This window comes from uncultured Ruegeria sp., from assembly GCF_947500045.1.
GTDB lineage: Bacteria > Pseudomonadota > Alphaproteobacteria > Rhodobacterales > Rhodobacteraceae > Ruegeria.
Window position 1 is genome coordinate 105,820 of record NZ_CANMQQ010000006.1, and the last position, 13,960, is coordinate 119,779.

Consider the following 13,960-nt stretch of genomic DNA (forward strand, 5'->3'; position numbering starts at 1 on the left):
TTAGCCCCGGAGCGTAAATTCAGACCGCCGCAGACCGTTGCGCAATGCCTCTAAAATGAGGGTGGCGTTAACTTCCACGCCATCTGGCGAGTTGACCTCCAAGTCATACACCCTGTCCTGGTGAATGGTCTCTTGATCCTTTGTGGCGCTCCCGATCTGGCGGTTGCCGCGCGCTGCTTCTCTTTCGACAAGGATATCTGTCGGGCAATGCACGGCGACGAACAAGATATCGTGGCTCTTCAGGCCTCGCTTTAGGGTTTCAACCCATTCAGGCGTATCGAGTATATGTTCTATGATCAGGTTGTTTCCGGCATCTGCATAAGCGGCCAGAGAGGCGTGAAAACCCGCGAAAAGTTTTGCCCGTTCCTCGGACCAATCGAAATCATTGTCGTGAAAACGCTGCATTGGCAGCACGCCAGAATCCCGCAGATGATCTATCGAAATGTGCCAGAACGGTACCTCTGCTTCTCTTTGAAGCGTTCGTGCCAAGGTGGTTTTGCCGCTGCTGGACGCGCCATGGAGAAAGATGATCTGTGACATTCAGAAAGAAGACCTGATTGCCTTGGGACTCATTGAGCAGCTCATGCTTCGGAAACACGAAAGACTTTGCATACTGCCCCATCCATACACCGATACTCCCGAAATCCCATGGCTTCGTAATAGGCAAGTCCCTCTGGATTATTGGCCCCTATCGTCGCATCAATCGCAGGCAATCCTTTCTGCTGCGCGGCCTGCAGAGTGGATTTGAACAATGCCCGCCCTATGCCGCGCCTTGCAGCAGACGGCTTTATGTGTGTGCCGATGACGCCCCATCCGACCTCAACCTCATAAGGGTTATTTTCGGTGGCAAGCTTCAATGACTGGAAACCCAGAATGTCTCCGTCTGAGGCCACTGCAACGCTGCAGCGGATACGTTCTGGATCGCTGACGTAATGTGACAGGGCAAATGCCGTGTCGCTGGGTTTTTTCCGCTTTCCAGCGGCGACCAGCGCCGCCAGCACATCAGAAATGCCGACCGCATCTGCGACCGTGGCTATCCGTATGGTCGGCTTTGCCAAATTGTGCCTCAAATCGCCATCCTCAGACCCCGTGCAGGTGCCGCTCCTCTAGCTCGCGCGCGAATTCGCTCAGACGCGTCTGGAACTGCCGACGAAATCGGGACTGCCCCAGCTTCAGGGATTGAAGCAAAAGTCGGGCGGGTAGTGTTTTTGCTCCCATCGACGTTTCGACAAGAAATCGGGTCCGACGCTGGGACAGCGCCAAAAGCTCGACGACCGTGTCGCCGTTCATGCCTTTGCTGCTGGATTGAAACCGCATCAAAGATGGTCGCTCAAACTCCGTCATCTCTACCGTGATCTGACGGGGCTTGCCGCGTATTTTGAACTCGGTCTCCCATGTCGTTCCGGCTTGCGGCAGTGCAGAGCCCGAAACGCGCCTTACATCGATCCCACGCCGCAAGGCCATGCGTTCAAAGCGTTCGAAATCCGAGACCATGGTAAAAACCGTGTCGATCGGGACCTCAATGTCTTCCTGCGCTGAAAACTGCATCTTCGCTTTTCTCTGCCCTTGATTGGGTTCAGTTTCTCGTCAGTCCAGTGTGTCTGCAAGCCAGTGTTGCAATAAAAAATGCGCAATGGCGCCTTTTCGGGCCGGCAGAAGCTTGGGATGATCCCCGGCAAAGGCCTGCATCATCTCGGTCCGGGTCACCCACATCGCGTCCTCGATCTCAATCGGGTCGATCTGGATATCACGCGACAGCGCCACACCCGCGCAACCAATCATCAGTGATGCGGGAAAGGGCCAGGGCTGACTGGCGAGGTATTGGACCGCGCCAACGGGCACGCCTGCCTCTTCCAACACTTCGCGTCGCACCGCTGCCTCTAGCGTTTCTCCGGGCTCGACGAAGCCTGCCAAAAGCGAATACATGCCCTCGGGCCAACCGGGGGAACGGCCCATCAACACCGAATTTTTGTGCGTGATCAGCATGATGACCACTGGGTCCGTTCGTGGAAAATGCTGCCCGCCGCAAGAAGGGCAACTGCGCTGCCATCCACCCTGAGTGATCTCGCTGCGGGCACCGCAACGGGCGCAAAACCGATGCGTTTCGTGCCAGCTGATCACCGCCTTAGCCGCTGCAGCCAGCTCTGCATCACGCGGGCTCAGGCGTGCCATGATCCGGCGCAGTTCGGCAAACACGTACCCCTCGGGCAAGTCGGGATGCTGCTGTTCGCTGCGATCCACAAAATCGCCGACACCTGACAGATCCAGCCCTTCAGCCGCCCAATCCGAGATATCCATTGCAAAAAGCGGCGATCCGTCATCTGAGCGCCCAAGAAAAACGGGCACTTCAATGACACCGCTCGGACCATTTTCAAAGATTGTGTGACGCATAGGAAGCAAGGCCAGTTGATCCAGCGCATCGCCTTGAACCAAAAGCTTGCCGCGCCACAGCAATACACACTTTGCAGACGAGTCGGCATAGGCCTGCGCCAATTTGTCCGTATCCCCGCGCAGCAGTCCCGCCCTGTCCAGCCCCGAACCACCAAAAGTCACCTGTTCTGCGCGTTTCATGCCTGCCATTCCTGTATTTTTGCAAAGGGCTGCCATGTCTTGGCCATCGGCGCAACGGATATTCATCGAATAAAATCCGTTGCGCCGTTGAATGACCGCAGCATTGCCCCGGAAATTGCACTAAGCACAACTCATAGTGAATTAACTGTTACCCAAACACCCAGAAGTACGAATATTGAAAACCGAAGCGTTACCGCCCCAAGACCGAGATTCCAAACGTCGCGCCCATCTTCGCATCCTTGCGACCTCGGACCTCCATATGCACCTGACATCATACGACTATTATGCCGACTGCCCCGATCCGAATGTTGGCTTCACCCGCACCGCCAACGCGATTCGTGCAGCCCGGGAACAGGCAGAGCACAACAGGTCACTTGTCCTGTTGTTCGACAATGGCGATAGCTTGCAAGGTACGCCGATTGGCGACTGGGCAGCCGAAACGGTTCCCAATGTCCACCCCTTACCCAAGGCGTTCAACGCGCTGGGGTATGACGCAATCGGATTGGGCAACCATGATTTCGGGTTCGGATTGGATTTCATCAATCGCGTCACGCGCCAGCTGACCTGCCCGGCTATCTGTAGCAACATGAAAAGCAAATCGCCGGATCAGGGCTGGGTTTCACATGCGATCTTGCAACGCTCGGTCACGACTGGCCAAGAAGATGTTGCGATTCGCATTGGTATTCTTTCCGTTCTGCCCACCCAGACCGCCCGATGGGAGGCGCATATGCTAAAGGATGCGGTCCAGATGACCGACATCCTGAACGCGGCACAAGATGCGGTAACCACGCTGCGCCAGGCCGGATGCGATGTGATCGTGGCACTGGCGCATACTGGGCTGGGCATTGCAAAGGCAGAACCCGAGATGGAAAATGCCATCATCCCGCTTGCAGCCTTACCGGGGATAGATGCGATTGTCGCTGGTCACACCCATCTGACCTTGCCCGGAAACGCCCATGCCGGTTTGGCGTATGTCGACAGTGATCGCGGCCTTGTCCATGGCAAACCCGTTGTCATGCCAGGGTGGGCTGGCTCTCATCTCGGCGTCATAGACCTGAAGTTGGAACGAGACGGCAACAAAGCTTGGCAAATTGTCGAATGCGAAGTCGAAGCGCGCGCGGTAAATCAAATGAACCCGTCGGTGACCGATTGCCCCGAAATGACGCGCCTTTTCGCTGAGGGTCACACCGCAACGCGCGCCCGGGTGGCAAGGCCGGTCGGCACTATTTCACATTCTTTGCACAGCTATTTTTCATTTTGTGCCCCCGATCGCGGATTAGCGCTTGTGGCTGCGGCGCAGGCCGCTGCACTGCGTCCGCATTTGCTAGATTCCGAATGGGCCGATTATCCCGTCCTGTCTGCCACAGCCCCGACCAAATTCGGAGGCCGTGCAGGCATCCGTTATTATACTGATGTTCCAGCCGGAAACATATCGGTGCGCAATGTGGCCGATCTGTGCGTGTTTCCAAACGAGTTGCGTGCCGCTCAGATCACCGGCGCGCAGGTTCGGGACTGGCTTGAGATGTCTGCCGGGCTGTTCAATCAGCTTTCGGCTGCTAATCCGGAACACCTGATTGATCCTGTGCGAGCGGGCTACAACTTTGATGTCCTGCACGGCGTAACCTGCCGGTTCGATCTGTCACAGCCTGCTCGGTTCGACGCAACCGGGCGCGAAAATGACTCCAGCAATTCCCGTGTTCGCGATCTTACCTTCGACGGGCAGCCGGTCACCCCCGAGCAAAGGTTCGTTGTCGCAGTCAACAACTATCGCGCCAGTGGTGGCGGCCATTTTCCGATCGATTTTCAGGCAAATCGGATCGACCTGCCCACGCTGCGTATTCACGATATTTTGTGCAATTACATAGCGGGCACACTGCCTAGGGATCCGTTGGAACACGCCCCGCGGCCGTTTTCCTTTGCGCCAACCCAAAACAGCGGCGCAATTCTGACCACAGGCCCCGGCGCAGAGAAATATCTGGATGAACTGACAGTTTACGCTCCACGGATGCTGCCCCATGATGCGGACGGGTTCCTGCGCGTTCACCTGTCTTTCTGATGGCTTGCCATTTTCGTGTGTCGCGCCTATATCAGCGGTGAGAGGTTGGCGCGGGCGAGCGCCTCGCCAACCTGGTCAGATCCGGAAGGAAGCAGCCACAACGAGCCCCGCTTGGGTCGATGTCCAACCTCTCACTTTGAAGCCGCAAGCCACAGGAGGGCGTTTATGATTGTAGCAATGACCCCTCGGGCAGACCGGTTCTGATCCCTACAGATCGACTGACTGCCTGAACACATTTCCTGCCGATGCGCGTTTGCCATCTGTCAGGATCGCTGTTTCTGATCACAGGCAGACCAATGTTTCTTTCACTATCGGACCTCGGATGGTCCTCTCACTTTGCGGCTCAGCATGTGGCTGATCCGTCACTCTTACCTTTTCGCGTCGCGGCAGTTCACCGGGATAGGTTGATCGGACTTAGTCCAGATGGCGAGTCTGCGTTACTCACCCCGGATCAATCGACCGGCACATTTGCTGTCGGGGATTGGGTCTTGGTCGATGAAAACAGACGTATACGTCGTGTACTGGACCGGCGCAGTCTGCTGCAACGCCGGGCTGCTGGCACTGGTGCAGCAGCGCAGTTGATCGCGGCAAATGTTGATGTTCTGTTCATCGTCAGTTCCTGCAACGCTGATTTCAACCTGCCTCGGTTAGAGCGTTATCTTGCTTTGGCCCACCAAGCGGGCTGCTATCCAGTGATCGTCCTCACGAAGTCGGACATATGTGATGACACGAGCACGTATATCGGAAAGGCACAGTCACTCGCCCCGTTTCTGACCGTTCTGGCGGTCAACGCATTGGATCACACCGATATAGAACAGGTCCTGTCATGGTGCCCGAAGGGACAAACCAGCGCATTGGTCGGATCGTCTGGCGTAGGGAAAACAACTCTTGCCAATGGGATGACGGGGCAGGATCAGGCGACCGCCGACATTCGCGAAGATGACGCTCGTGGCAGGCACACGACAACAGCGCGCGCTTTGCATCGAATGAGCAACGGCGGCTGGCTGATCGATACGCCCGGAATGCGGGCGTTGCGCCTGCTGGACGCGCAAGAGGGCGTGGACGAGGTGTTCTCGGACATCTCAGAACTCAGCCTGAACTGCCGCTTCTCGGATTGTCAGCACGATTCTGAACCCGGCTGCGCAGTACAAGCCGCCATCGACACCGGTGCACTTGATCCGGCGCGACTGGACCGCTGGCGCAAGCTGCGACGCGAAGATCAACACAATTCGGCTTCGGTCGCCGAGGCCCGCGCACGCGACAAGGCATTCGGTAAAATGGTGCGCAGCGTTATGCATGAGAAAAAGTCCCGCAAGGGACTGTGACCAAGTTGGGCACCGGTCATCGGTGCCCAATACGCTCAGGCGATCAGCCGGGGCCAGACAGCGGCGTTTCGCCGGGCGAACGCACCGATATGGCCAATTTGGGATAACCCAAATTCATTTGCTGATAGCAAATGACGCCGCGCACGCGGGCCATAGAGATCAGCAAGCCGCCAAACCGCATTTGCGGGCACAACCTGATCATCCTCAAAGGCGAACAGATCAACCTGCTTGCCCGTTTCGGCCCAATGGTTAGCAGGCAGGGTATCTCCGATATCGGGCACATAGCTTTGCGGCGCAGTGCACCACTTGCGCCATTGCCAATAAACCTGGGCAGGCAGGTTCGTACCAAAGCCTAAGGCCTTTCCCGGCAGATATCCAAGCGCGTGTACAGCCAGCGGAGCATGCCCATACCAGAACAACGCCGCCAGAGCCCGGTATGGCCAAGGATGATCCGCCAGCGTCACCAAACCCGAGCAGACACAGATCATCCGATCAATCTGATCAATGTCCGATTGCACCGGACCAAACATGCCGCCCAACGAATGACCAATGCTCCAAAGCTTTGCCTGCGGAAACCTCTGCCGCATCTCGGTCCGCGCGGCGGGGATATCGATCAACGCCCAATCGGCCATGGTGACATTCGACCGCTTCTGCGATCCCGTCAGAGAATGGCCGAAATCTCTGTAATCGTAGGTCAGGCAGGCCATCCCCTGCGTTTCAGCAAGCCACCTTGCGAAATGCTGGTAATAATCCCTGGGCACTCCGGTCGCGCTGTTGATCACAGCAACCTTGTCCGGATCAAATGCCGGACGGTAAAGCCGCGCCGACAGCACTGCCGGTCCGGAAGGAAATTGAAAATCCTCTGTCATTACTGCTTGGCGTGTGTCCAACATGGTGCCCTCTGAAATCACCTGAACTAATCAGTTCACTCACGCCTTCCCGAGTCAAGGTTGACGTGGCTGGACCGCACGTCACTTACCAAATTCAATCTTCTTGACTCAGGCGCGACTGAACCGCTAGCGATGACCTGATGGTTCTCGTGCCCAAACGGGCCGGGATGAAAAGGGAACACGGTGCGGTTCTGCCCGGGTAATACCGGAAAGAACCCAGTCCGAGACTGCCCCCGCAACTGTAAGCGGAGAGCGATGTCGAAATGCCACTGGCCTTGATGGCTGGGAAGGTCGGCAAAGCGATGACCCGCAAGTCAGGAGACCTGCCATCAGGATGAAACTGAAACCTGGGCGGGGTGTCCGGGCAGGGTTAGACCGCAGACTTGCCGTCCCTCCTGACTGATGCCCCATTCCGCGCGCGGAGGGCGCATAGATGATCTGGAAGACCAATACGCACAAATTCTCGGCAACAATTTGCCAACGGACCGGAAAAAACTGCCCTGCCTTGGCCCGAATGGCACGGGCACTGGCCAGTTCGATGGCAAAAGCTGACCCCAAAACCACCGAAAGATTCGAGATTGAAGGAAGCTGCGATCTGACCCATTGCCCCAATGGCTGCACTGCTCGTTTTCGCGCCCGACCTGATGAAATCAGAGTATATTGCGATGTGGATTCGGACGCCAAAATCGAACATTTGGATGGCTATGCGGATCTTTTGTTTGGCACCGACGCCTGCGCAATCCCTGCAGGCACATTATCTCGCCCGCCATGCGCGATGCTTGAGGCGTTGGCGCTGAGCAAGCGTACTCGGCCCCAGACCGAGTTCCGCCCGTCGGTCTGATCGTTAGTCGGCTGCTAAAACACTGGCAGGCGCAGTAGCCCAACGCATCTGCGCGTCGGTTTCAACGGCACAAGGGCGCAACCCTCGCAGCCTTTCCAAGGCTGTGTCAGGGTGTTCTCCGCACTCGACCATCAGGCGCAATACGGCCATACCAGACCGACCGCACCCGCCTTTGCAATGGATTAACACGCGCCCTCCGCCCGACAGGGCCTGACGGGCAGACTCGCTGACCTCGTCCCACAGCGCATTAACCTCACGCGCAGGAATGCCGTAGTCTTCCACAGGTAAGTGAACCCAGCGGCAAGCGCGGCTACGCACATCCGCCCCGAAATCCCGCGCGCCATCAAGGATCATCTCAACCTCGGTGGCCATTGACAGAATTAGGCCGGGTTTCCAATCGGCCACAGCATCCAAATCACCAAGATAATCTCCTCCCCGTCCGGGCATTGAGGTCAACGCAAGCGTTCCTCCACCAACCTGTAGCGCATGGATAATAATCTCAGACATTCTACGCTCCCCCCGAAACGCTAATCAGAAAATCTAATACTGGTCTTAGACTGTACGATACTAACCGCGTCGGCCAACATTCCAAAATGAAAATCGTCGCGCCTTGCTGTGGACGCGGGCGGCGGGGGTCTCTACGCTGCGGGCAACTCGAATCCAACAGAGCAGACATGACCGACACGCCCAGCCCCGCCTATCAGGTTCTTGCCCGCAAATACCGCCCCGAAACCTTTGCTGACCTTGTGGGTCAGGATGCGATGGTGCGCACCCTAAAAAACGCGTTCGCGGCGGATCGGATCGCGCAGGCTTTCATCATGACCGGTATCCGTGGCACCGGGAAAACCACCACCGCCCGGATCATCGCCAAGGGGATGAACTGCATCGGGCCAGACGGCGAAGGTAAACCAACCACTGAGCCCTGCGGCCAGTGCGAGCATTGCGTGGCCATCATGGAAGGTCGTCATGTCGATGTGATGGAGATGGACGCCGCGAGCCGGACAGGTGTTAATGACATCCGCGAGATCATCGACAGCGTCCGCTATCGCGCAGCCAGTGCGCGCTACAAGATCTATATCATCGACGAGGTCCATATGTTGTCGACCAGCGCTTTCAATGCGCTGCTGAAGACGCTTGAGGAACCGCCCGAACATGTGAAGTTCATCTTCGCGACCACCGAGATTCGCAAGGTTCCGGTGACGGTCCTGTCCCGCTGCCAGCGTTTCGACTTGCGGCGGATCGAGCCTGAGGACATGATCGGCCTGCTGCGCAAGATCGCCGAAGCTGAGAATGCACAAATCGGCGATGATGCACTCGCATTGATCACTCGGGCCGCTGAGGGGTCGGCGCGCGATGCGACGTCGCTGCTCGATCAAGCCATCTCGCACGGTGCGGGCGAAACCAGCGCGGATCAGGTGCGCGCGATGCTTGGATTGGCCGATCGGGGCCGGGTGTTGGATCTGATGGAGATGATCCTGCGCGGTGATGCCGCCGGTGCCTTGACCGAGCTTAGCGGGCAATATGCAGAAGGCGCTGATCCTTTGGCAGTCCTCCGCGATCTGGCTGAGATCACCCATTGGGTTTCGGTGGTTAAAATCACCCCCGATGCTGCGGAAGATCCCACCGTTTCACCCGACGAACGCGCCCGGGGTCAACAAATGGCCGACGCGTTGCCTATGCGTGTTCTGACACGCATGTGGCAAATGCTGCTGAAAGCGCTCGAAGAGGTCTCGGCCGCGCCAAATTCCATGATGGCTGCGGAAATGGCCGTGATCCGCCTGACCCATGTGGCCGACCTGCCGAGCCCGGAAGAGCTGATCAAGCGCCTGCAGGACACCCCTCCGCCACACGGTGGCGGCCCGAGTAGCCGGATCAGCGTTTCGCCGCAATCAAGCCCTGCACCGCAGGCTTCGGCCCGACCGGCCTATGCCTCTTCTACCATTGGTGGAAGTGCGGGCGGACCAACAGCCGCGTTGGCCCAGGATGTGCAGGCCGCGCTGGCGCGCTATCCAACATTTGAACATGTGGTGGAACTGATCAGGGTGAACCGGGATGTGAAATTGTTGGTCGAGGTGGAAAACGGCGTGCGCCTTGTGTCCTACCAACCAGGCAGGATCGAGTTTGCGCCCACCGACAACGCCCCAACCGACCTGTCCCAAAGACTCGGGGCGTCGCTGCAGCGCTGGACGGGGAACCGGTGGGCGGTTTCGATTGTCTCAGAGGGCGACGCCCCAACAATTGCCGAACTGCGTGATGCTGCCGATTTGGCATTAAGGGCCGAGGCTGAGGCGCATCCACTGGTCCAAGCAGTTCTGAGCCAATTCCCGAACGCTCGGATCAAAAGCATCGAAACAGCCGAACAACGTGCAGCCCAGATCGAAACCGAAGCCCTGCCCGAGGTCGATGACGAGTGGGATCCGTTTGAGGAAGACTAACCCGCGCGACTTGGGGTCGATCCATCAAGTGCTGTCGAGCCTAATAGGCGGGAAGACCTTGACAACGGACGGGGGCAACCTGACCTCTTGTGCCGCGCGTTTGCCCTTCGTATTTAGGAAACAAATCGAGTAACAGGAGATTACCGATGCTTAAAGGACTCGGCGGCCTGGGTGACATGGCCAAGATGATGAAATCCGCCCAGGATTTGCAGACCAAAATGACCGACATGCAGGAAGAACTGAACACCATCATGGTTGTCGGCGAATCCGGTGCCGGGCTGGTCAAGGCCACGGCGTCTGCAAAAGGTGACTTGAAAGGGCTGGATATCGATCCTTCGATCTTCAATGGCGACGACAAAGAAGTGGTCGAGGACCTGATCCTGGCGGCCATCAAAGATGCCCAATCCAAAGCCGCCGAACGCGCAGAAGAAGAGATGGGCAAACTGACCGAAGGCATGGGTTTGCCAAAAGACATCAAGCTGCCGTTCTGATACACCCTCCTGACGGATCAATGGCCGGGTGTCTTCATCCGGCCCATTTGCAGGAGCCTTCGCGGTGAGTTCGAATAGCGATATCGACAACCTGATCGACCTGATGGCAAAGTTGCCGGGGCTGGGCCCCCGCTCGGCCCGCCGCGCGGTACTGCACCTGATCCGCAAACGCACCCTGCTACTGACGCCTTTGTCAGACACGATGCAACAGGTCGCCATTACTGCCCGCGAATGCCTGAATTGCGGCAATGTGGGTACCACCGACATCTGTGACATCTGCGACGATGAAGCCCGCGCGATCGGCGAACTCTGTGTGGTCGAGGACGTCGCCGACCTTTGGGCGATGGAGCGCGCAGGCGTTTTCAAAGGCCGCTATCACGTTCTAGGCGGCACGCTGTCCGCGCTGGACGGGATCGGCCCGGACGACCTTCGCATTCCCCGACTGAAAGATCGCGTGGTGGCCGAAGAGATCACCGAGATCATCCTCGCCCTGAACGCCACCGTCGATGGCCAGACCACCGCCCAATACATTGCCGATCAGTTGGAGGGGCAGGTCCGCCTGACCTCACTGGCGCAGGGTGTGCCGATCGGGGGTGAGCTGGACTATCTGGATGATGGGACGATTACGGCTGCGCTTAGGGCGCGGAAGGAATTGTAGTCTTTTTTGCTTCAAGGATGGAATTTGTGACAACTAAGATGCAGAAACTCAAACCAGCAGTGCGTTTGCAGATTTTGGCATTAGGTGCTGTGGTGTTGTGCTGTCTCGCAAGCGTGGCGAATCCAGAAAACCTCAGACTAGCTGTGATCTCAAACATGGACGATCAGACACTTGATGCGTTCTACAATAGAATTGCCGCAGAAAACTCGGTCGTCGACCCCTTTGCTCGTCCAATTGGAATCGATGATACTGACATACTTGTCATTCTGTTAGACAACTGGGCGGACGTTGAAATTCTTCCAAATGGTGGTCCCCTAGACCCATTATTTGCGAATCTCGGAAAGAACCGCCCAGATACTGTAAGAATCGAAACATCGGCCAAGAGGTCCAGTGGCACCGAATTCCGGATTATTGCCTACGCTCTTGCGAGCACAAATTACAAGTCGTTGGCGTGTTACGCCGAAGATATCGCCGAAGTACTTCGCAACAATTTTGACGTTTTAAATTCAGACTACTGCCAGTAGTTTGAAAGCGACCTTATTTTCAGCGATGAGGTGTCATAACACGTCTATTATATTGATTGTCCCTACTACGTTAGTAGGCATCAAAATCGCCACATAATGTTGGGATACCATGCTATGAGCCGCCTTCTCGCCCTCACCTTCGCCGCTTTAACCGCAACCGCCGCTCTATCCCAAGAACTGATCGACAAAGGCTTTGTCGAAGGCTGGAACATCATGATGGACCCGAACCTCGGCAATGGTTGCCTGATACAGACCATCTATCAGGACCTTTCCGTTGTGCGGTTAGGCTATGACGCGCTGGACAATCGTGGGTATTTCACCGTTTACAACAAAGCCTGGGGCGACATCAAACCGGGGCAAAGCTATCCGATCCGATTTGATCTGGACGGCAAAAGCTTTGATGCCACCGCCACCGGGTTCAAGCAGGATCGTGTGCCGGGCGCGACGGTGTTCTTCACCGACCGGAATTTCGTCACCTCGATTGCCCAGAACAAGACTATGACCGTTTACAACCCGGAAGGTCAGGCTGTCATGGCGATTGACCTGAAAGGTACCGCCAAGGCGCTGGAATATGCCCGCGACTGTCAGAACAAAAAGCTTTAACGAATCGGATCGAACAACGCGTCGTTGGCGGTGCAGTCGCGGATGACATCGCGACCACAGGGAACAGGTTCAAGATCGCGGGACAGACACAGGCGGACCTCTTCTATGTAGCCCTGCTTGCAAGTGATGGTGATCATGTCCGCCTCAAGCGTGGGGTTGGCCTTCAAAAAGGCCTTCTCTACCACCGACGCCGGCAGCTTGACCGAAGCATCCAGTTTGCGGAAAACCTCGGGGCGTGTGACGCCTGAATAGGCCTGCCGCGACAGGGCGAAATAGTCAGGCGCGTTGAGACCCGAGCAGGTTCCATGCTTTTTCCACTGATGCCAGGCCAGCCCAGAAGACCCCTGAATATCTTCCATTTCCCGTGTCATGCGGCGGGTAGGCGCGGCCTCGGGCGTGCGGCAAAACGAAGGCCAGCCCTGATGGAACTGCGGCCAAAGACCGTGCAGGATCCACCCGTGATCATGCCGCGCGTCGCATTGGTCCGATCCGCGCGCATCCCCTTCGCGGGCGCACCAATTGGGCGACCAGCTAAGCGACAGGACGTAATAGTCGAACTCTCCTGCCTTTTCACCTTCGGCCAGTGCGGCCACGGCGCTCAGCACCCACAAAAACAGCCCCCAAATACCCTGGCGCATTCGCCTCTTCCCTTCTTTATCTGACGCGACTATATAAGCCTCAAGTTCCCCGACAACGGAAACCTGCCCCGAAGCCACGGGGCCGCCGAATTCCGGCGACGGGATAGATGTATTTATAGGAGACGGGCTGATGGCAAAACCGCTTATGGCCAAGGCAACCGCCGTATGGCTGGTGGACAACACCACGATCAGCTTCAAGCAGATCGCGGATTTTGTAGGCATGCACGAGCTTGAAGTTCAAGGCATCGCGGATGGCGATGTGGCCGCTGGTGTGAAGGGCTTTGACCCGATTGCCAACAACCAGCTGACCCAGGACGAGATCGATACAGCGCAGAACAACCCGCTTTACAAGCTGAAGCTCAAGTTCAACCCGGCTGCATCGGGCGAAGAAAAACGTCGCGGCCCACGCTATACCCCGCTGTCCAAGCGTCAGGACCGTCCGAACTCGATCCTGTGGCTGGTCAAGTTCCACCCCGAACTCAGCGACGGTCAGATCGCCAAGCTGGTCGGCACCACCAAACCGACCATCCAGTCGATCCGCGAGCGCACGCACTGGAACATCTCGAACATGCAACCCATCGATCCGGTTGCTCTGGGCCTGTGCAAACAGTCCGAGCTTGATGCGATTGTTCAAAAGGCTGCCGCTAAGAAAGCAGCTGAGGGCGGTGTGATGAGCGATGACGAGCGTCGCAAGCTAGTATCGACCGAGCAGTCGCTGGAAATGGACTCGGCGCCGAAGATACCGACTGCGATTGAGGGGCTGGAAACCTTCTCGCTGTCAAATGAACCGGAAGAGAAAGAAGACGATGACGTGATCGTCGACGCTGATAGCTTCTTCAACCTGCCTAAAGATGGTGGCAGTGAAGAAGATGACGAAGATCCGCGCCCCTGAGATGCGTCAGCCCTGACTTGAATTAGTCAGGGCTCA

Annotated in this window: 16 protein-coding genes, 1 other RNA gene and 1 riboswitch; of the genes, 10 read left to right on the top strand and 7 right to left on the bottom strand. The window is 57.1% G+C overall.

Annotation, left to right across the window (positions count from 1 at the left end):
• Genes Q1B46_RS11930 through nudC form a run of 4 tightly spaced genes read right to left on the bottom strand, consistent with a single transcriptional unit; the run spans window position 1 to window position 2,571 of the window.
• Window positions 1-540 (bottom strand): AAA family ATPase, encoded by a 540-nt coding sequence (locus Q1B46_RS11930; protein WP_299948206.1) that lies wholly within the window; start codon window positions 538-540, stop codon window positions 1-3.
• Window positions 541-581: 41 nt separating this feature from the next.
• A complete protein-coding gene (locus Q1B46_RS11935) occupies window positions 582-1,058 on the bottom strand; it encodes a GNAT family N-acetyltransferase (RefSeq protein ID WP_299948208.1) in 477 nt (158 codons plus the stop codon).
• A 22-nt stretch (window positions 1,059-1,080) separates the two neighbouring features.
• Entirely contained in the window at window positions 1,081-1,548 is a 468-nt protein-coding gene (locus Q1B46_RS11940; RefSeq protein WP_299948210.1) for an SRPBCC family protein, read from the bottom strand.
• 39 nt (window positions 1,549-1,587) lie between these two features.
• The gene (nudC, locus tag Q1B46_RS11945; RefSeq protein ID WP_299948212.1) at window positions 1,588-2,571 is read right to left on the bottom strand and encodes an NAD(+) diphosphatase; all 984 of its coding nucleotides are present in this window, start codon (window positions 2,569-2,571) and stop codon (window positions 1,588-1,590) included.
• A 175-nt stretch (window positions 2,572-2,746) separates the two neighbouring features.
• On the opposite strand from nudC, the gene Q1B46_RS11950 reads away from it, so the two are divergent.
• The 3 genes from Q1B46_RS11950 to rsgA all read left to right on the top strand — a co-directional run bounded on the left by Q1B46_RS11950 (window position 2,747) and on the right by rsgA (window position 5,952).
• Window positions 2,747-4,627, top strand: coding sequence for a bifunctional 2',3'-cyclic-nucleotide 2'-phosphodiesterase/3'-nucleotidase (locus Q1B46_RS11950; RefSeq protein ID WP_299948213.1), 1,881 nt, complete (start codon window positions 2,747-2,749; stop codon window positions 4,625-4,627).
• Window positions 4,628-4,665: 38 nt separating this feature from the next.
• An RNA gene (ffs, locus tag Q1B46_RS11955) (signal recognition particle sRNA small type) lies at window positions 4,666-4,764 on the top strand.
• A gap of 159 nt (window positions 4,765-4,923) precedes the next feature.
• On the top strand, window positions 4,924-5,952 hold the full coding sequence (rsgA, locus tag Q1B46_RS11960) for a ribosome small subunit-dependent GTPase A (RefSeq protein ID WP_299948215.1): 1,029 nt from the start codon (window positions 4,924-4,926) through the stop codon (window positions 5,950-5,952).
• Between the two features lie 35 nt (window positions 5,953-5,987).
• Here the strand turns inward: rsgA and Q1B46_RS11965 are convergent, their stop codons facing one another.
• Window positions 5,988-6,845, bottom strand: a complete 858-nt coding sequence (locus Q1B46_RS11965) for an alpha/beta fold hydrolase (protein ID WP_299948217.1) — start codon at window positions 6,843-6,845, stop codon at window positions 5,988-5,990.
• Window positions 6,846-6,966: 121 nt separating this feature from the next.
• A riboswitch (cobalamin riboswitch) is annotated at window positions 6,967-7,188 on the top strand.
• An 87-nt stretch (window positions 7,189-7,275) separates the two neighbouring features.
• Between Q1B46_RS11965 and Q1B46_RS11970 the strand changes: the two genes are divergently transcribed.
• Complete coding sequence (locus tag Q1B46_RS11970; RefSeq protein WP_299948219.1) at window positions 7,276-7,683, top strand: hypothetical protein; 408 nt, start codon at window positions 7,276-7,278, stop codon at window positions 7,681-7,683.
• A 3-nt stretch (window positions 7,684-7,686) separates the two neighbouring features.
• Here the strand turns inward: Q1B46_RS11970 and Q1B46_RS11975 are convergent, their stop codons facing one another.
• Window positions 7,687-8,190, bottom strand: coding sequence for a protein-tyrosine phosphatase family protein (locus Q1B46_RS11975; RefSeq protein ID WP_299948221.1), 504 nt, complete (start codon window positions 8,188-8,190; stop codon window positions 7,687-7,689).
• Window positions 8,191-8,276: 86 nt separating this feature from the next.
• Here Q1B46_RS11975 and Q1B46_RS11980 point away from each other — a divergent pair, with 86 nt between their 5' ends.
• The 5 genes from Q1B46_RS11980 (at window position 8,277) to Q1B46_RS12000 (ending at window position 12,394) form a co-directional block, all read left to right on the top strand.
• Window positions 8,277-10,118, top strand: coding sequence for a DNA polymerase III subunit gamma/tau (locus Q1B46_RS11980; RefSeq protein ID WP_299948223.1), 1,842 nt, complete (start codon window positions 8,277-8,279; stop codon window positions 10,116-10,118).
• Between the two features lie 146 nt (window positions 10,119-10,264).
• A complete protein-coding gene (locus Q1B46_RS11985; RefSeq protein WP_299664234.1) occupies window positions 10,265-10,609 on the top strand; it encodes a YbaB/EbfC family nucleoid-associated protein in 345 nt (114 codons plus the stop codon).
• Window positions 10,610-10,673: 64 nt separating this feature from the next.
• Window positions 10,674-11,267 (top strand): recombination mediator RecR, encoded by a 594-nt coding sequence (gene recR, locus Q1B46_RS11990; protein ID WP_299948226.1) that lies wholly within the window; start codon window positions 10,674-10,676, stop codon window positions 11,265-11,267.
• 26 nt (window positions 11,268-11,293) lie between these two features.
• Window positions 11,294-11,791 (top strand): hypothetical protein, encoded by a 498-nt coding sequence (locus Q1B46_RS11995; protein WP_299948228.1) that lies wholly within the window; start codon window positions 11,294-11,296, stop codon window positions 11,789-11,791.
• A 114-nt stretch (window positions 11,792-11,905) separates the two neighbouring features.
• Window positions 11,906-12,394, top strand: a complete 489-nt coding sequence (locus Q1B46_RS12000; protein ID WP_299948230.1) for a hypothetical protein — start codon at window positions 11,906-11,908, stop codon at window positions 12,392-12,394.
• Here Q1B46_RS12000 and Q1B46_RS12005 read toward each other — a convergent pair.
• A complete protein-coding gene (locus tag Q1B46_RS12005) occupies window positions 12,391-13,032 on the bottom strand; it encodes a ribonuclease T2 (protein WP_299948232.1) in 642 nt (213 codons plus the stop codon). The two genes, Q1B46_RS12000 and Q1B46_RS12005, sit on opposite strands and share 4 nt — an antisense overlap.
• Window positions 13,033-13,162: 130 nt before the next feature.
• On the opposite strand from Q1B46_RS12005, the gene Q1B46_RS12010 reads away from it, so the two are divergent.
• A complete protein-coding gene (locus tag Q1B46_RS12010; protein WP_299948234.1) occupies window positions 13,163-13,924 on the top strand; it encodes a DUF1013 domain-containing protein in 762 nt (253 codons plus the stop codon).
• The last annotated feature ends 36 nt before the right edge of the window (window positions 13,925-13,960 follow it).